Raw genomic sequence first — 17,744 nt, 5'->3', positions numbered from 1 at the left:
GTGCAAGTCGTATTTTGGTGGCAATGATGCTGCCGGGAGATTAGACTGGTGGGCTGAATTCACCGCAATGGCTGTTGTTGTCCCACCATGCCCAAGTCCTATATCAAGCGCATTTTAGACGCGCGCATCTACGATGTCGCCTCGGAGACCCCGCTGGAGCCCATGCGCCAGTTGTCGCACCGCTTCAACAACCGCATTCTGCTCAAGCGGGAGGATCTGCAGCCGGTGTTCTCCTTCAAGGTGCGCGGGGCCTACAACAAGCTGTTGCAACTGCCCGCGGAGCAGCGAGCCCGCGGTGTCATCGCCGCCTCTGCCGGCAACCACGCCCAGGGTTTGGCGCTGGGTGCGGCGCAGCTGGGGGTGCGCGCCACTATCGTAATGCCCACCACCACCCCGCAGATCAAGGTAAACGCGGTGCGCATGCGCGGCGCCGAGGTGGTGCTGTACGGGGACACCTTCGACGAAGCGGCCGCGCACGCACAACAACTGGTGGAAGAGCGCGACCTGGTGTTCGTACACCCCTACGACGACCCGGATGTCATCGCCGGCCAGGGCACAGTGGCTATGGAACTGCTGCGCCAGCACCCCGGCAACCTGGATGCGGTGTTTATACCCGTGGGCGGCGGCGGCCTGGCCGCGGGCATGGCCAGCTATATCAAATACGTGCGTCCGGAAGTGAAAGTTTTCGCGGTGGAGCCGGAAGATGCCGCCTGCCTCAAGGCTGCGCTGGAGGCGGGCCGGCGGGTGCGCCTGCCCCAGGTGGGGCTATTCGCCGACGGCGTGGCAGTGGCGCAGATCGGCGCTGAGACCTTTCGCGTACTGCGGGAGACGATTGACGGCGTCATCACCGTGACCACCGACGAGATCTGCGCGGCGATCAAGGATATCTTCGAGGACACCCGCTCCATCGCCGAACCCGCCGGCGCCGTGGGCCTTGCCGGCATGAAGAAATACATGGAGCAGAGCGACAGCCGCAATGCCACTCTGGCCACTGTGTGCAGCGGAGCCAACATCAACTTCGACCGCCTGCGCTATATCAGCGAGCGCACCGAGATAGGCGAGAAGCGCGAGGCGGTGCTGGCGGTGACCATCCCCGAACGCCCCGGCAGCTACCTGGACTTCTGCCGCAGCCTCGGCGACCGGGCCATCACCGAGTTCAACTACCGCTATGCCAACAGCGGCGAGGCGCACATCTTTGTCGGCCTGCAGGTAGCCGCGGATGCGGACCGGGCGCAGCTGGTACAGCAACTGGCGGATGGCGGCTACAAAGTCACCGATCTCACCGACAACGAGATGGCCAAGCTGCATATCCGCCACCTGGTGGGCGGGCGCGCTCCGGGGCTGGAGGACGAGGCGGTCTACCGCTTCGAGTTTCCCGAGCGTCCGGGGGCGCTGCGCAAGTTCCTGGAACAGCTGGCGGGGCGCTGGAATATCACCCTGTTCCACTACCGCAACCACGGTGCCGCCTATGGCCGGGTGCTGGTGGGTATGCAGGTGGCGGAGGGGGAGCGGGGAGAGCTGCGGAACTTGCTGGAGCAGTTGCACTACCCCTTCTGGGACGAAAGCGACAATCCCGCCTACCGGTTTTTCCTGGCCAGTTAGCCCGCATTTCTCACAAATTTCCTACTGCGGCGGCCCCAGAGCACGACCTGGCCGCCTTTCGCTCGGTCGGATTGCTCGATGTACTGCAAGTACGCCTGCGCGCTCCTCCTGTCGCGAAAGCCAGCCATGCCGCACTCTGGAACCGCCTCGCTACGGATCTTTGTGAGAAATGCGGGTTCAACCGAACGGATTTGTCGAACTTTTGGGTTAAATTTGCGACATTTGTCACGAAAATGCAGCCTGGCCGGTTACTTTTCCACCGGTAGTCGAGTATCTTGCTTGATGCGGAACTTTTGCGTTGAAGTGAATCTAACGCAGGGTGAAACGCTCATAACAAGAACACACTCGATCGTACAGGATGGTCCCCATGAAACCCGATGCACTGACAATCGCCGTGGTTGTCTTTGTTGCGGGAGTGCTGCTGAGCAGTGCCGGTCTCACCGAGGTCTTCGCTTCTGACGACCCGGAGCCGCCGGCGGCCCTGCAGCAGGGAGTGGTGACGCGCTAAGCGCCCCGCTCGGCCCGCAAACGAAAAAGCCGGACGCTCTCGCGTCCGGCTTTTTCGTTTGCGCAGCCCGGCCGACCATCAGCCACACCGATACAACTGCTGTTCCGTTACCACCGCGCTCAACGGAATATCCCAGCCGTCCACCGGCAGTTGCTCCACACATTGCAACTGGTGCGCCACGCCGATCATCTGCGGGCCGGCGCCCGGCAGTCGCCGTTTGAAGGCGAAGGTGCGGTCGTAGAAGCCGGCTCCCATGCCCAGGCGCCCGCCGGCGGGGTCGAAGGCCACCAGCGGTACCAGTACCAGGTCCAGCCGCCACGGCGACTGGACGGGGCCGCGCAGGGGCTCCGGAATGCGATAGCGGTTGCGGTAGTTGAGCGTCCCGCCGCTCCAGTGGCGGAAACGTAGCTGCGGCCGCGGCGCCGCCGGCAGCACCGGCAGGTAGAAATGCTTGGCGGGAAATTGCCGCACCAGCCCGCGGACATCCACCTCTCCGTCCATCGGCCAGTAGATGCCAATATGCCGGGCGCGCCGAAACGGCGAGCTGCGGCTCAACCGGGAGGCAACCGCGGTAGCGGCGCGGCGTTGCAGGTATGGACTCAGGCCGCGCCTTGCCGCTCGCATTCTGCGGCGCAGTTGCGCTTTGGTTTCTTGCATTGTTGGACGCATGAAGTTTACTTGGAGGAGACTTCCTGCTGTACAGGTTGCCGATCTGGCAGGAGCCGATTGGGACATGTGCCGCAATCGGCGTGTCCGAATAATTCAAGGATGAATTATCCGGAGTTGAAAGAGGAGCCCCGAGCGTGCGGCTGAAGACGTAGCCTTGAACCGTAGGGTTCAAGGTGGAGGCCTCCGGGATACATTAGGCTTTCCGCTGCTTGGCGGACTTGCGCACCAGTACCCGCTGGAAGCCGCCAGGGTGACGTTATCGGCTCGAGGACATAGTCAACTGGCCAACACCTCAGGGCAGAAGAAGTATAACGCGCGCTGGGAAAAAAGGCTAAACGGCTCTGTGCCGGAAATGCCGTGCAAACGCCAAAGTCAAGAGTCGATGTCACCAAGTGCGGACTGCACCTTCTCCTGCAGACGTTCGAGCATCTCCTGCTCCAGGGGGGCACGGGTGAGTTCCGCCTTGGCCTGAATCAGTTCGTGGGCGATATTCAGCGCCGCCATCACGGCGATGCGCTCCAGGCCGATCACCGAACCGCTGGCGCGGATACGCGACATGCGCTCGTGCAACAGCCGCGCAGACGCCTGCAGCTCGGCCTGCTCGTCTTTCGGGCAGGCCACGCGGTACTCTTTGTCGAGTATGGAGACCGTGACGGTCTCTGAGGTCAGAGTTGGCTCACCCATCAGGATTCTTGCGCTAGCCCTTTCAGGCGGTTGATCATGGCCTCGACCCGCGAGCGGGCGGCCTCGTTATTTTTTACCAGACGCTGGCGCTCGCGCAGCCACTCGGCCTCCTGCTGGCGCAACTCGCGATTGTCCTCGGCCAATTGCTGGCAGCGGGCGATCAGCGAGTCCACTGTGCTTTCTAGCGCTTGCAACTTGTCCATAATTCCTGCGTAGACCGGGTTATTCCGCTACTATATGGCCGGCGTATTGGAGGGTCAATTGCCCGCCCGCGCAGGCAATCACAATTTTGCACCCTGCCCTGCGGCCACTTTGGTCGAAAGTGGTGAATTGCACAAATCCTGACCATTTTTGAATGAGCGTAGTTATGACTCGCGCAGCCGAAGACTTCGATTCCCTGGCCAACACGATTTTGTCCGCCGGTGGCGAAGTGGACCCCAGCGAACTGCACGGATTCGCGTGCGGCGTACTGGCCGCCGGCGCACGGCCGGATAAAAGCCGCTGGCAGAGGGAACTGGGGGAATTTCTGCAGCTGGAAGCCGTGCCCGCGGACCTGAACCGGGAGTTTCTGCAACTGGCGGAGGACAGCCTGCGGCAGCTGCGCGACAGCGACTTCGGATTCCAATTGCTGCTCAGCGGAAGTGAAGACCTGGCCGAGCGTACCCTCACCCTGGGGCACTGGTGCGAGGGGTTCCTGCACGGTTTTGGCATCGGTGGCCACAGCGGCGAATTGCCGCCTACCAGCAGTGAGGCCCTGCGGGATATCGGTATCATTGCGCAGGTGGACGAGCAGGCCGCGGGCGAATCCGAAGAGGCGGAGAACCAGCTCGTGCAGGTGCAGGAGTATGTGCGGATGGCGGTGCTGAATATTTTCACTGACACAGCAGCTGAGAGCCGCGGCCCCACCGTTCACTGATGACCAATTATAGAAGTGCAGCTATGGGCATCTCCAGAAGCGCTGCTATGGGCATCGGCAAGGCGGAATTCGCCCGTCGCCGCGCGCGGCTGATTGCCGGGTTGCTCCCCGGCAGCCTGGCGATAGTACCCGCCGCGCGCGAACAGCTGCGCTCCCGCGATACCTATTTTCCCTTTCGGCAGGACAGCGATTTTCTCTACCTCACCGGTTTCGAGGAGCCGGAGGCGCTGCTGGTGCTGGTGCCCGGGCGAACCCAGGGAGAGGCGTTGTTATTCTGCCGCGAGCGCGATGCGGAAAAGGAAACCTGGGAGGGCCCGCGACTGGGCCCGGAGCGCGCCGCGGAACACTGCGGCCTGTGCGACGCTTTCCCGATCGGCGACCTGGACGATATCCTGCCCGGCCTGCTGGAGGGGCGCGAGCGCATCCACTACACCCTGGGGCGCTTTCCGCAACTGGATCGGCGCCTGCAGAATTACCTGCGTGAAATCGATCGCGCCCGCGGCAGCGCCGGGGCGCCGGAACTGGTGGATTTGGATCACCAGTTGCACGACCTGCGCCTGTTCAAAAGCGCCCAGGAGTTGCGCCTGCTCCGCTGCGCCGCGCAGATCACCGCCGAAGCGCACACACGGGCCATGGCCAACTGCCGCCCCGGCCTGTATGAATACCAGTTGGAGGCCGAGATACTGCATACCTTTGTCGCCGCCGGTGCGCGTGAACCGGCCTACCCCACCATTGTCGGCGGCGGGCGCAACGCGCTGGTGATGCACTACAGCGCCAACAGCGCGCCGCTTAGAAACGGCGATCTGGTGCTGGTGGACGCCGGCTGCGAGTACCGCGGCTACGCCGCCGACGTCACCCGTACCTACCCGGTGAATGGCCGCTTCAGCGGTGAACAGAGGGCGCTGTACGAAGTCGTGCTCGCCGGACAACTGGCGGCGATCGACGAGATCCGCGTCGGCAATCACTGGGACCAGCCCCACCTCGCCAGTGTGGAAGTCATCACTCGCGGACTGGTGGACCTGGGCCTGCTGCGCGGCGAGGTGAGCGGCCTGATCGAAACCGGCGCCTACCGCCGCTTTTACATGCACCGCGCAGGCCACTGGCTGGGTATGGACGTGCACGACGCCGGCGACTACCGGGTGCACGGCCAGTGGCGGCAGCTGGAGGCGGGAATGGCGATGACCGTGGAGCCGGGGGTCTATATCGCCGCGGACGACGATCAAGTGCCCGAGCGTTTTCGCGGTATCGGCATCCGCATCGAGGACGATGTGGCGCTGCTCAAAGACGGCCCGGAGGTGCTTTCCGCCGCGGCGCCCAAAACCGTGGCGGATATCGAATACTCCATGCGCGAGGGCCAGGTACAGGGGGAACTGTGGTAAAGACTGTGGACATAGCCATCGTTGGCGGCGGCATGGCCGGCGCCAGCCTCGCGCTGCTGTTGCAAAAATTCTGCCCGCAGCTGTCGGTGGCGCTGCTGGAGCGGCAGCCGCTGCCGCTGCCAACCGCCGGCACCGCCCCGCAGCTGCCCAGTTTCGACACCCGCGCCACCGCGGTGGCCGCCGGCAGCCTGCAGATTTTCTCCGAGCTGGGACTCTGGCCGCGGCTGCGCGACTACTGTGCGCCGATCGAACGGGTTCAGGTATCGGACCGGGGCCGGGGCCTGGGCGCGATCCTGGAGGCGGACCCGCGGAAGCGCGCCAGTTTTGCCGGCATGCTCGGCGCGGTGATCGAGAATGCCGCTCTGGGCCCCGTACTCTACGACGCCCTGGCGCAAACCGATGCGCAGCTGCTCGCGCCGGCGCAGGTGCGCGCGGTGACCATGGAGAGCGGGGGGGCCCAATTGAGCTGGCGCGCGGAGGAGGGCGGCTCGGAGCGGACATTGCAGGCGGGCCTGCTGGTGGTGGCAGACGGTGTGGATTCGCCGCTCTGCCACCAACTGAATATCGGCGTGCAGCGGGTGGAATACCGCCAGCGGGCGCTGATCACCACCGTCGGCCTGCAGAGGGACCACGGCGGTGTGGCCTACGAGCGCTTTACCGAGAGGGGGCCCATGGCCCTGCTGCCGTTGCCCCGGAGAGACGGCCAGCACCGCGTGGCACTGGTGTGGACCTGTGCCGACGAGGAGGCCGAGCAGATCGCGTCCCTGGAGGCCGGTGCCTTTGTCGAACGCCTGCAGCGGGCCTTCGGCTGGCGCGCCGGGCGCATACTGCGCGCCGGTAAAGTGCACAGTTATCCCCTGAGCCTGTCCCTGGCGGAAGAGCAATGGCGCCGCGGTCTGGTGTTGGTGGGCAACTGCGCCCATTTTCTGCACCCGGTGGCCGGGCAGGGCTTCAACCTCACACTGCGCGACTGCCATGCCCTGGCCCTGACCCTGGCCCGCGGCTGCGCCGCCGGCGCGCCGCCGGGAGAGCTAGACTTGTTACAGGAGTACGGCCGCGAGCGGCGGCTGGATCAACAGCTGACCATCGGTTTCAGCGATCGGGTGCCGTCGCTATTCGCTTCCGGGAGCCTGTGGGCCCGGGGCCTGCGCCAGGCGGGGCTGCTGGGGTTGACCCTGGCGCCGCCGTTGCGCGCCGGCTTTGTCGGCCAGGCGGCGGGGTTCGGATTGTAAGTGGCGGGATACAGCAGCAGGTGGTAGACGCCGGATGAACAGAGAACGCATGGATATCACGATCGTTGGCGGCGGCATGGTGGGCATGGCCCAGGCCGCCCTGTTGGCGGTACGCCACCCACAGCTGCAGGTCGCTCTCCTGGAGGCGGGGGAGCTGCCGGAGGTTTCCGCGGCCACCTACGATCCCCGGGTGGTGGCGCTTACCCAGGCCTCCCAGGAACTGCTCGACGAGGTGGGCGCCTGGCCGTCGATTGCCGGACGCGCCTGCCCCTACACTGAAATGCGTGTGTGGGATGCGGAGGGCACCGGCTCGGTGCGCTTCAACAGTCGCGATGTGCAGCTGCCCAACCTTGGGCATATCGTGGAAAACAGCGTTGTGATATCGGCGCTGCGCGAGCGCATCGAAGCTCTGCCCAATGTGGAAGTGATTACCGGCTTCCGTCTGGAGAGCTGGTGGCGCGACTGCGGCCTGTGGCACCTGCAGGCGCGCAGCGACCGCGTGAACGTCATTGAGGGGTTGGAGGAGAACGGGGCAATTCTGCGTACCCGCCTGCTGGTGGGGGCCGATGGCGTCCGCTCCAAGGTGCGCGAACTGCTGCGAATCCGCACCCGCGACACCCTGTACCAGCAGACGGCCCTGGTGTGCGTGGCCCGCTGCGAAGCCTCGCACCAACACACCGCCTGGCAGCGCTTCCTGAAAAGCGGGCCGCTGGCCTTCCTGCCCCTGGCCGGACTGGGGGACGACAACCACTGTGCGGTGGTCTGGTCGGCGGACGAGGCCCTGGCGCGGGAGCTGATGATGCTGGACGACAGCGCCTTCGCACTGAACCTGGAAAAGGCTTTCGAGAGCCGCCTGGGATGTGTCGAATCGGTGAGCGAGCGCTTCTCTTTCCCGCTGCGGGCGCGCCACGCAGAGTCCTACTACGGCCCCGGCGCAGTACTGATTGGCGACGCCGCCCACAATATTCACCCCCTGGCCGGGCAGGGGGCCAACCTGGGGTTGCAGGACGTGCGCGCGCTCAGCGAGGAGATAGGTCGCGCCCTGAACCGCGGCCTTGAGCCCGCGGACCCCTCGGCGCTGTCCCGCTACCAGCGCCGCCGCCGCGGCGACAACGCTGCCACCCTCAAAGCCATGAGTACCTTCAAATCCCTGTTCGGCGCCGGCGACCTGCACTGGCGCTGGCTGCGCAACACCGGCCTGAGTATGGTGGACGCCAGCCCGCTGTTGAAAAAGCGCATCATTCTCCGCGCCATGGCGGTGTAATTTTTTCGGGACTCGGGACTCGGGACTCGGGACTCGGGACTCGGGACTCGGGACCGCGGAGCTCGGGAGCGCCCGCCGCCAGCTCCGCAAGCGGGCCATAGGCCCGCCACGGTGTTGCACGATTGCTAATACAGGTCCTGTCTCTTGAATCACTGGATCGACATCTGCGAATTCCCCCTCGACAGAGACCTCACCGAACTGGCGCAATTTGCTCGGCGCTATCACCTCCCCTTGCGCATTGCCGAAGAGGGAAACCGCCAAGTGGTCTCCACCCCCGATCCGCAGCTGGCGGAAATGCTTCGCCCGCTGCTGGAACGGTGGCGCGCGGGGGAAATCAATCTCGCGGATATCCGCGTGGAGCCGGTGGAGGCCACCGGGGAAAGTGAAGCGGAGGAGGCGGCTTCCGCCGTATTCCTGCCAACCTGGCCCTGGCGGCGTACACCCCTCAGCCTGATCCTGATCGCGCTGTGCTTTGCCGGCTGGTTTCTGCTGCGGGAAGATCTGGCGGGGGGATTGATCATCTACCCGGAGCGAACCGGAAGTTCCGGCCTGTCCACCCTTGCGCGGCACTGGACTGAGGGAGATTACTGGAGGCTGTGGACGCCGGCGATAGTGCATTTCTCATTACCTCACGCGCTGTTCAACGCCCTGGGCGTCTGGATTCTGGGCCGGCCGCTGGAGGCGCGCGCCGGCACCCTTCCCTTTGCAATACTGGTTTTCATCTCCGCCCCGGTGGCCAATCTGATTCAGTACTACTGGTCTCCGCAAATTCTTTTCGGCGGCATGTCCGGCGTGGTTTACGCGCTGGTGGGCAGCGTATTCGTACTGCAGCGCTGGCAGCCGGGTTGGCGGGATGTGCCCCCCGGTATCGTGGGGCTGGCGGTGGCCTGGCTGCTGTTGTGCGCCAGCGGGTTGGTGGAGTATGTTATCGGCGTCGGTATCGCCAATGCCGCGCACCTGGGGGGATTTTTCTGCGGTTTGCTGCTGGCGTTCTGCTACTGTCTCGCCGGTGGCGCGAGAAATTTTGCTAAATAAAATCGAGGGAGTCTGTGTGAAGTTTGCAAAGCCTGGCTCCGGAAAGTTTCCTGCACGAGTCCAGACAGGCTCTAACGATTTATGATTCTACTGATCGCCTACGTTCTGATTGCGCTGGGTTTTTCCTTTCTCTGCTCGATCGCCGAATCCGTGATCCTCAGTGTCTCCACGCCGTACATCAGCCTGCTGGAGCGGGAGGGGCATAGGGCGGGAGGAGTGCTGCGCAAGCTTAAGGAGAATATCAACGCGCCGCTGGCGGCGATCCTCACACTCAACACCGTGGCGCACACCGTCGGCGCCGCCGGTGCGGGCGCCCAGGCGGCGGCGGTTTTCGGCAGCCAGTTTCTGGGCCTGGCCTCCGCGATCCTCACCCTGTTGATCCTGATTTTCTCGGAAATTATTCCCAAGACCCTGGGCGCCTTTTACTGGCGCCAGCTGGCGCCGGTGACCGGTTATGTATTGCGGCTCCTGGTATGGGTACTGTATCCGTTTGTGAAATTGTCCGAGTGGCTGACCCGGGGGCTCTCCCACGAACCTACACTCACCGGTTTCAGCCGCGCGGAGTTTGCGGTGATGGCGGAGTTGGGCGAGGCGGAAGGACAGCTGGAACGGCGCGAATCGAATATCCTGCACAACCTGTTCTTCACCCTGCGCGACCACTCCGTGCGCGAGGTAATGACACCGCGCACCGTGGTTTTCTCCCTGTCCCAGGACGCGACTGTGGAAGAGTCCTATGAAGAGGTGGAAAAAAGCCGCTTTTCGCGCATCCCGGTCTACGAGCGCCAGGACCCGGACTGCGTAGTGGGCTTCGTGCTCAAGCAGGACCTGCTGCTGGCCTACGCCCGCGGCAACTCGGCGGAAAAACTGGCGGAATACCGGCGTGATATGCTGATGTTGCCGGAGACCGCTAACATCTACCAGGCGTTCCAGAAAATGCTCGCGCGGCGGGTGCAGATCAGCGCGGTGGTGGATGAGTACGGCGGCCTGGAGGGGCTGGTAACCCTGGAAGATCTGCTGGAAACCCTGCTGGGGGAGGAGATCGTTGACGAGGCGGATAAGACCCCGGACCGCCAGGAAGTCGCCAAGCGCCTGTGGCGCTGGCGCTCGAAAAGATATGGATTAAAGGTGGACGAAGATGTCCAGGAGGCGCAGGATGGACGGGAAACCGAAAGTGATACCGTCGACCGGCCGGACAGCGACAAATGATGAAACCCCGCTCCACCGTCGCGGTCTATCAATTCAGGTATTCGTGATTTTAATGTAGGATTTTTTTCGTGCGAACCGGGCTTTTATTTCTTGTTCTTCAGTCGCTGCTGCTGTGCAATGCGGTGCAGGCGGAGACGGGCCCGGTTGAAACTCAAAAGATTGGGAATGTCGCCAGTTACATGCAAGCTGGCGGCGATGACCAGGGCTTCCCTCCCGCTGATGAAGACGGCGATGGAGATTTTCAACTCGCTCTCGCAACTGCGGGGGAGCCGTTCGGGCATCTTCAAATTCCCCGCCTGTGCAGTCAGACTCCTTTTCAGATAGCCCGCAGCGGCAACTCCATACGAGCCCCTCCTTCCGCATAACCCGATATCCAGAGAACCCATGGGCCGCGCCGATTATTAAAACGTTTTATGACGGATTAATAACTCTGCTTTTCCCGCGTGTCCCGATCCCGATTTTCCCTGTCGGCGCGGCGTCGCCGCGCCGGAGAATGCGAGTTATTGCCATGAAAGAGCTGAATTTTTTGCAATAGGTGGAGAAAGCAGTATCCGCGATCTGACTGGCTTCGTAGCACAGTCAGATCGCGGTCAACGGCCGCTCCTACAGGGTGAGGGTACATTGGGCTCACCCGTCAGCGCGCCGGATCGATATTTTCTCCCAGGGAATTGTTGACCCGGAACCAGCCGGTAACGCTGTAGCGGGGCCGGTGCACCGTCAGCACTTCGTGGGGGAACTCCTCGCTGAGAAAGATCGCCATCTGCCCGAAGCGCGGCGCCACCCTGACAAGGGGCTCTTCCCCCGAGCCTTCCGGCGGGTAGATCACCAGCTCACCGCCGTCCTGCGGTTGCCAGTTGGGAGTCAGGTAGAGCACGGTGCTGACCACACGGTTGGTGCCGCCCTTGAAGGCGTCCAGGTGCTTTTTGTAGTAGGTGCCGCGATCGTAGTAGGCGTAGTGGCACTCGTAGTCGAACAGCCCCAGGAACAGCCTCCGGTTCAGCCCCAGGCGCAGGGTCTCCGCCCAGCCCAGGTAGGCGGAGACCGCCGGGTTGGACTTGTCCAGCCAGAAGATTTCGTCGGTGCGCACAAAGCGGTTGAGCTGGTGGTCCTCGTCGCGGCCGATACCGGCGCGCCGGAAACGCTCGCGGTCGATGGATTTGAAGTGACGCAGCAGCGCGCCCAACAGGGCCGGTGGCAGCGGCGAGGGCAGAACGATATAGCCGTGCTCACGCAGTGCGGCGGCGATTGGGTCCAGGGAGTCGCCGCCGCCGGGACCGAACTCGCGGGCCTCGGCGGCAGTGGAAGGGGGTGGGTTCAACAGGGTACTCCGGGGGCGCGCAGGGAAGTCCTTATACACCCGGAGTGGGGCGGCGCAAAGAAGAATTCACGTCGCGGTCAGGTCCCAGCCGCTCAGCAGCACGGCGATGCTCACCAGCCCCACCAGCAGGTTCATCGGAATGCCCACCCGCAGGTAATCGCTGAAGCGGTAGCCACCCGGGCCGTAGACCATCAGGTTGGTCTGGTAGCCCAGCGGGGTGGCGAAACTGGCGGAGGCGGCCATCATCACCGCAAACATGAAGGGTTCGGGGTTCAGCCCTGCGTTGCCGGTGATCTGCAGCACTATGGGCACCATGATAATTGCCGCGGCGTTGTTGGTGACCATCTCGGTGAGCAGGGAAACGCACAGGTAGACCACCACCAGCATCAGCCAGGGGCGGCCTCCGGAAAGGCTGATAGCGCCCTCCGCCAGAACAGTGGCCACGCCGGTCTTCTGCAGGGCGACGCCGAGTGCAAAGGAGGCGGCGATGGTGAGAATCACCGTGAGATCCAGGCTCTTTTGCGCCTGGTTCACCGAGCAGCAGCCGCTGGCGAGCATGGCGCCGGCGCCCAGCAGGGCGGCATTGAGCATACTGGTGAGGCCGCTGGCGGCGGCCAGCACGATGGCGATCATGATGCCCCAGGCGATATAGCCTTTCTCGTGGCGCGGGGACTCCTCCTCCAGTTCGTTGACCAGCAGGAAGTCGCGATTGAAGCGCTGGCGGCTGACGAACGCCGGGCGCGTCTCCAGCAGCAGGGTGTCTCCCCCCTGCAGCCTGATGCTGGAAAGGTTGCCGGCCACCCGTTCGCCGTTGCGCGCCACCGCCAGCACCACGGCGCCGTAGCGGCTGCGGAACTGGGCGTCGCGGATGCTGCTGCCGATGGCGTCACAGCGGGGGGAGACCACCACTTCCACCAGCCTCCGCTCGCCGCGCTCGGTGGCAAGGGTCTCGCTGGCGTCCTCCTCCGAGGGCACTATGCCGCGCATGCGCAGGAGGTCGGAAATGGCCTGGGTATCCCCGGCGAACACCAGCCGGTCGCCCCCGCGCAATACCTCCTCCGAGCGCACCGGGGTGATTGCGTCGCCGTTGCGCTCTATCTCCGCCAGGTAGACGCGCCGCAGTCCGCGCAGCCCGGCCTCTTCCACCGTCTGCCCCACCAGCGGGCCGCCGTGGGCGACAGCGACTTCCAGGGTGAACTCGCGCAGGTTGCCAAACGGTTTCTTTTCGCGGCGGTCCGGCAGCCAGCGGGGAAAGAACAGCAGCATAAACAGGGTGCCGGCGAGAGCGGCGGGCAGCCCCACGGCGGCGATGGAGAACAGGGAGAAACTCTCGCGTCCGGTGAGCGCCTGGTACTGGCCGTTGACCACCAGGTTGGTGCTGCTGCCGATCAGGGTCAGGGTGCCGCCGAGAATCGCGGCGTAGCTGAGCGGAATCATCAGTTTGGACGGCGCTATATCGATGCGCTTGGCCCAGGCGTTGATCGCGGGGATCATGGTGGCCACCACCGGGGTGTTGTTCAGGTAGCCGGACAGCGCCATCACCGGAGTGAACACCCGCAACATGGCCGCGCGCACCGAGCCGGGCCTGCCCAGCAGGTGTTTGACCAGCAGGTCGATGCCGCCGGAGCCGTGGATGCCGGCGGCGACCACGAACATGGCGGCGACGGTGATCAGGCCGCTGTTGCCGAAGCCGGACAGCGCCTCCTCGGCGGTGAGCACGCCGCTGGCACTGAGCAGGGTGAGCGCCGCCATCATCACCAGGTGCGGCTGCAGTCGGGTAAAAATCAGCGTTGCCAGGGACGCGAATACCAGCGCCAGGGAAAACCAGCCAGCCCAATCCATAGTCATTGTGTGTCCGGGAAGTGTCGGCTAAAACTACCGTATAGGCGTTATCGCCAAAAGTTATTTTTTGGCATATTTATATAGCTTTCTATCGATGTTGCCTCCTTGCGGCATCTTTGCCGGCGGACGCGGCTATCGAATTTAGTGTGAACAGGCCCTAGAATACGCGGCTTTCACTCGCACTGGATTGAGAACAAAGATGGGAAACAGAACGCCTCTGTATGACACGCATGTCGCCATGGGCGGCAAGATGGTGGATTTTGGCGGGTGGGATATGCCGCTGCACTACGGCTCGCAGCTGGATGAACACAACCGGGTGCGCGGTGACGCGGGCATGTTCGACGTCTCCCATATGACTGTGGTGGATATCGATGGCGACGGCGCCCGCGATTACCTGCGCCATCTGCTGGCCAACGACGTGGCCAAGCTGGACGGCAACCCCGGCAAGGCCCTCTACACCGGTATGCTCAACGAGCGGGGCGGGGTGATCGACGACCTGATCGTCTACCTTCAGGAATCCGGTTACCGTCTGGTGGTCAATTGTGCTACCCGCGAGAAGGACTTGGCCTGGATGAACCGTCAGGCGGAATCCTTCGACGTAACCCTGAGCGAGCATCCCGAACTCGCCATGGTGGCAATCCAGGGGCCCGAGGCGCTCGACAAAGCGAAGGCAGCGCTGGGCATCGAGTGGATCGCGGCCATCGACGATCTGGATATCTTCCAGGGTGTGGCCCGCGGCGACTGGTTCGTGGCGCGCACCGGTTACACCGGCGAGGACGGCCTGGAGATCATGCTGCCTGGAGAGGATGCCCCCGGTTTCTGGCGCGCGCTGGCGGATGCCGGTGTGGCTCCCTGCGGCCTCGGGGCGCGGGACACCCTGCGCCTGGAGGCGGGCATGAACCTCTACGGCCACGAGATGAACGAGGATATCTCGCCGCTGGTCGCCAACATGGCCTGGACCATCGCCTGGCTGCCGGAAGAGCGCGATTTTATCGGCCGCGCACCGCTGGAAAAGGAAAAAGCCGAGGGCGTAAAGGAAAAGCTGGTGGGGCTAGCGCTGAAGGAGCGCGGCGTGCTGCGCGCCGGCCAGCCAGTGGTGGTGGACGGCGACGGCGGCCGCGGTATCATCACCAGCGGCACCTTCTCCCCCACCCTGGGCCACTCCATCGCACTGGCGAGGGTCCCGGTAACCGTGGGCGAAACCGCTGAGGTGGAAATCCGCAACAAACCGGTACCGGTAAAGGTGGTAAGACCCTGTTTTGTGCGCAACGGAAAATCCGTAATTTGATAATTAGAGGGATCACAACATGAGCGAAATTCGCAGTGAACTGAAATATCTGTCCAGCCACGAGTGGGCGCGGTTGGAAGAGGACGGCACGGTGACCGTTGGTATCAGCGACCACGCCCAGGATGCGTTGGGGGATGTGGTCTATGTGGATACCCCGGAAGTGGGCACCAACCTGGCCGCCGGTGACGAGGCGGGTGTGGTGGAGTCGGTAAAAGCCGCCAGCGATATCTATGCACCCGTTTCCGGCGAGGTGGTCGCGGTTAATGAGGCGCTGGAAGACGCCCCGGAAACCGTCAATGCCTCTCCCTACGACGACGGCTGGTTCTTTCGCGTCAAGCCCAGCGACCCGAGTGAACTGGACAAGCTGCTGGATGCGGAGGCCTACCGGGCTGAGGCAGAGGAGTAACCGGTGACAAAAAAGCCGCTGCGGTTGGCAGCGGCTTTTTTGTCACTGATCATCGGTCACCGACCACTAACCCCCGGCCACTTCGTTATCCCCCGCCGGCTGCAGCAGCGCCTTTAGTCCCAGCCCTTTCAGGTATTCCTCTACCGTTTCCTCTATTTCATCCGCATTGTCCATGACCAGCACCTGCTGCAGCAAGTGGTCCGCATCCGCTTTGCGTACCGCGCGCAGCGCGGCCTTGACCCGGGGCAGGTTGGTGGCGTTCATGGACAGCACGTCGTAACCCATGGCCATCAGCAGCAGGGCGCCGCCGGGGTCGCCAGCCAGCTCGCCACAGATTCCCACCTTGGTGTTCGCCTCGCGCCCGGCGGTGACCACTTCCTGCAGTGCGCGCAGAACCGCCGGGTGCAGGGCGTGGTAGATATTGGCCACTCGGCTGTTGTTGCGGTCCACTGCCAGCAGGTACTGGGTGAGGTCATTGCTGCCCACGGAGATGAAGTCCACCCGCTCGGCCAGTTCACGCGCCTGGTAAACCGCCGAGGGCACCTCGATCATAATGCCCAGCGGCGGCAGCGCGACTTCATAGCCCTCGTCCAGGAGTTCCCGGTGCGCGCGCTCCACCAGCACCCGCGCTGCGTCCACTTCTCCCACGCCGCTGATCATCGGCAGCATGATGCGGAGGTTGTCCAGCCCCAGGCTGGCCTTCATCATCGCGCGCACCTGGCCGAGGAAGATTTCCGGGTGGTCCAGGGTGACGCGAATGCCGCGCCAACCGAGGAAGGGGTTGGTCTCCTCGATGGGAAAGTAGGCCAGGGCCTTGTCGCCGCCGATGTCCAGGGTGCGCATGGTCACCGGGCGGGGGGCGAAGGCCTGCAGCTGTTCGCGGTAGATCTCCCGCTGCTCCTCCTCTGAGGGGAAGCGGTCGCGCAGCAGGAAGGGTACCTCGGTGCGGTAGAGTCCCACCCCCTCGGCGCCGCGCTCCAGGGAGCGTACCACGTCCGCCATCAGCCCGGTGTTGACCCACAGGCGCACCCGGTGGCCGTCGGAGGTTTCCGCGGGCAGGCCCGCCAGGTGGTCGAGGTTGCGCGCCAACTCGCGCTCTTCCTCCACGATGCTGTCGTAGCGGCGCCGGAGTTCCCGGCCCGGGTGCACGTGCAGTTCGCCGCGGTAGCCATCCACCACCAGTTCGGCGCCGTCTATCTGTTCATAGGGCAGGTCCTGGACCCCCATCACCGCCGGCAGGCCCATGGCGCGGGCGATAATCGCCACATGGCTGTTGGCGGAGCCCTTTACCGACACCAGGCCGATAAGTTTTTCCCGCGGTACCTCCGCGAGTACCGCGGCGGTCAACTCCTCGCCGACCAGTATGGTGTTTTCCGAGTAGTCCCGCTGGCTCTGCTGCTGCTGGCGCAGGTGCATCAGCACCCGGGCACCCAGGTCGCGCACGTCTGCGGCGCGGTCGCGAAAATAGGAGTCGGACATGGCCTCGAAGCGACGCACGTGTTCCAGCATCACTTCGGCCCAGGCGCGGGGGGCGCTGAGCTGCTGGCGGATGCGGTCGCACACTTCCACCGCCAGGGAGTTGTCGTCGAGCATGCTGATATAGGCGTCAAACAGCGCGCGCTCCTCCCGGTTCAGCTCACCTTTGAGGCGTTCGCCTACCTCCCGGATCTCGCCGCGGGCGCTGGTCAGCGCCTGGTGGAACAGCTCCAGTTCGGCGTCCACATCCATGCAGGAGGAATAGGGTACTGTGGCCAGATTGGCCGGCGGAATGATGATATGCGCGCGGCCGATGGCTACCCCGGGGGAGGCGGCAAGCCCGCCGAACTTGGCTTCGTGCCGCTGCTTGCCGATAGTCGCCAGTGCCCCGGTGGCCTCGGCGTGGGCGATGACCCCGGCCAGCTGTGCGGACAGAGTGACCAGGAAGGCCTCTTCGCCCTCGTCGAAGCGGCGCTTCTCCGCCTGCTGCACCACCAATACACCGAGCACGTTGCGGTGGTGGATGATGGGAGTGCCGAGAAAGGCGAAAAAGCGCTCCTCACCAGTGGCGGGGAAGTACTGGTAGGCGGGGTGGGCCTCTGCCTGCTCCAGGTTGATGGGTTCTTCGCGCGTGACCACATTGCCCACCAAGCCCTCACCCGGGGCCAGGCGCACCTTGCCCACCGCATCCGGGTTGAGCCCCTGGGTGGCCATCAGCACGTAGTTGCCGGACTTTTTGTCCCGCAGGTAGACGGAGCACACGCGAGTGTGCATCACCTCGCGCACACGGCGTACGATGATATCCAATACTGCATGCAGGTCCCGGGCCGCGTTGACTTCCTGGACGATACTGCGCAGGGATCCGAGCAAAGGCCTGTCCTCCTTTCCTGATGACAAAAGACGGGAAAACCAGCGGGCG

Annotated in this window: 17 protein-coding genes and 1 other RNA gene; 10 read left to right on the top strand and 8 right to left on the bottom strand. The window is 64.1% G+C overall.

All coding sequences use genetic code 11. The features are described from left to right. The first annotated feature begins 87 nt into the window (after positions 1-87). Positions 88-1,602, top strand: coding sequence for a threonine ammonia-lyase, biosynthetic (ilvA, locus tag FHS09_RS14470; RefSeq protein WP_183461120.1), 1,515 nt, complete (start codon positions 88-90; stop codon positions 1,600-1,602). Positions 1,603-1,969: 367 nt separating this feature from the next. Then, entirely contained in the window at positions 1,970-2,110 is a 141-nt protein-coding gene (locus FHS09_RS14465) for a hypothetical protein (RefSeq protein ID WP_183461199.1), read from the top strand. A gap of 78 nt (positions 2,111-2,188) precedes the next feature. On the opposite strand, the gene FHS09_RS14460 is transcribed toward FHS09_RS14465, so the two are convergent. The 4 genes from FHS09_RS14460 to FHS09_RS14445 all read right to left on the bottom strand — a co-directional run bounded on the left by FHS09_RS14460 (position 2,189) and on the right by FHS09_RS14445 (position 3,666). Then, on the bottom strand, positions 2,189-2,767 hold the full coding sequence (locus tag FHS09_RS14460; RefSeq protein ID WP_183461118.1) for a 5-formyltetrahydrofolate cyclo-ligase: 579 nt from the start codon (positions 2,765-2,767) through the stop codon (positions 2,189-2,191). A 133-nt stretch (positions 2,768-2,900) separates the two neighbouring features. Then, a non-coding RNA gene (ssrS, locus tag FHS09_RS14455) (6S RNA) lies at positions 2,901-3,081 on the bottom strand. A 70-nt stretch (positions 3,082-3,151) separates the two neighbouring features. Further along, positions 3,152-3,463: a cell division protein ZapA gene (locus FHS09_RS14450; RefSeq protein ID WP_183461116.1), complete on the bottom strand. Its 312-nt coding sequence runs from the start codon at positions 3,461-3,463 to the stop codon at positions 3,152-3,154. Beyond that, positions 3,463-3,666 carry a TIGR02449 family protein gene (locus FHS09_RS14445; RefSeq protein ID WP_183461115.1) on the bottom strand — a complete coding sequence of 68 codons (204 nt, stop codon included), beginning with the start codon at positions 3,664-3,666 and terminating at the stop codon, positions 3,463-3,465. Before FHS09_RS14445 ends, FHS09_RS14450 begins: the two co-directional genes overlap by 1 nt. 164 nt (positions 3,667-3,830) lie before the next feature. Between FHS09_RS14445 and FHS09_RS14440 the strand changes: the two genes are divergently transcribed. The 6 genes from FHS09_RS14440 to FHS09_RS14415 all read left to right on the top strand — a co-directional run bounded on the left by FHS09_RS14440 (position 3,831) and on the right by FHS09_RS14415 (position 10,495). Then, positions 3,831-4,379, top strand: coding sequence for a UPF0149 family protein (locus FHS09_RS14440; RefSeq protein WP_183461113.1), 549 nt, complete (start codon positions 3,831-3,833; stop codon positions 4,377-4,379). 47 nt (positions 4,380-4,426) lie between these two features. Continuing rightward, a complete protein-coding gene (locus tag FHS09_RS14435; RefSeq protein WP_183461194.1) occupies positions 4,427-5,758 on the top strand; it encodes an aminopeptidase P N-terminal domain-containing protein in 1,332 nt (443 codons plus the stop codon). After that, positions 5,752-6,990: an FAD-dependent monooxygenase gene (locus tag FHS09_RS14430; protein WP_343057492.1), complete on the top strand. Its 1,239-nt coding sequence runs from the start codon at positions 5,752-5,754 to the stop codon at positions 6,988-6,990. The genes FHS09_RS14435 and FHS09_RS14430 overlap by 7 nt, the downstream gene beginning before the upstream one ends. 49 nt (positions 6,991-7,039) lie before the next feature. Further along, positions 7,040-8,254: a UbiH/UbiF/VisC/COQ6 family ubiquinone biosynthesis hydroxylase gene (locus FHS09_RS14425; RefSeq protein WP_246395042.1), complete on the top strand. Its 1,215-nt coding sequence runs from the start codon at positions 7,040-7,042 to the stop codon at positions 8,252-8,254. 144 nt (positions 8,255-8,398) lie between these two features. Further along, the gene (locus FHS09_RS14420) at positions 8,399-9,289 is read left to right on the top strand and encodes a rhomboid family intramembrane serine protease (RefSeq protein ID WP_183461108.1); all 891 of its coding nucleotides are present in this window, start codon (positions 8,399-8,401) and stop codon (positions 9,287-9,289) included. Between the two features lie 81 nt (positions 9,290-9,370). After that, a complete protein-coding gene (locus FHS09_RS14415; RefSeq protein WP_183461106.1) occupies positions 9,371-10,495 on the top strand; it encodes a CNNM domain-containing protein in 1,125 nt (374 codons plus the stop codon). An 83-nt stretch (positions 10,496-10,578) separates the two neighbouring features. Here FHS09_RS14415 and FHS09_RS14410 read toward each other — a convergent pair whose 3' ends face one another. The 3 genes from FHS09_RS14410 to FHS09_RS14400 form a co-directional block, all read right to left on the bottom strand. Then, entirely contained in the window at positions 10,579-10,776 is a 198-nt protein-coding gene (locus FHS09_RS14410; RefSeq protein ID WP_183461104.1) for a hypothetical protein, read from the bottom strand. Between the two features lie 353 nt (positions 10,777-11,129). After that, positions 11,130-11,813, bottom strand: coding sequence for a 2OG-Fe(II) oxygenase (locus tag FHS09_RS14405; protein ID WP_246395041.1), 684 nt, complete (start codon positions 11,811-11,813; stop codon positions 11,130-11,132). Positions 11,814-11,879: 66 nt separating this feature from the next. Next, entirely contained in the window at positions 11,880-13,661 is a 1,782-nt protein-coding gene (locus tag FHS09_RS14400) for an SLC13 family permease (protein ID WP_246395040.1), read from the bottom strand. 193 nt (positions 13,662-13,854) lie between these two features. Here FHS09_RS14400 and gcvT point away from each other — a divergent pair, with 193 nt between their 5' ends. Together gcvT and gcvH are read left to right on the top strand one after the other, a co-directional pair. After that, positions 13,855-14,943 (top strand): glycine cleavage system aminomethyltransferase GcvT, encoded by a 1,089-nt coding sequence (gene gcvT, locus FHS09_RS14395; protein ID WP_183461102.1) that lies wholly within the window; start codon positions 13,855-13,857, stop codon positions 14,941-14,943. A 19-nt stretch (positions 14,944-14,962) separates the two neighbouring features. Beyond that, the gene (gcvH, locus tag FHS09_RS14390) at positions 14,963-15,349 is read left to right on the top strand and encodes a glycine cleavage system protein GcvH (protein ID WP_183461100.1); all 387 of its coding nucleotides are present in this window, start codon (positions 14,963-14,965) and stop codon (positions 15,347-15,349) included. A gap of 66 nt (positions 15,350-15,415) precedes the next feature. On the opposite strand, the gene ptsP is transcribed toward gcvH, so the two are convergent. Beyond that, positions 15,416-17,695 (bottom strand): phosphoenolpyruvate--protein phosphotransferase, encoded by a 2,280-nt coding sequence (ptsP, locus tag FHS09_RS14385; protein ID WP_183461098.1) that lies wholly within the window; start codon positions 17,693-17,695, stop codon positions 15,416-15,418. Positions 17,696-17,744: the final 49 nt, after the last annotated feature.

It is taken from the genome of Microbulbifer rhizosphaerae (assembly GCF_014191725.1).
Classification (GTDB): domain Bacteria; phylum Pseudomonadota; class Gammaproteobacteria; order Pseudomonadales; family Cellvibrionaceae; genus Microbulbifer; species Microbulbifer rhizosphaerae.
The sequence above is the reverse complement of the archived record's forward strand: the minus strand, read 5'-3'. Positions and strand labels throughout refer to the sequence as shown.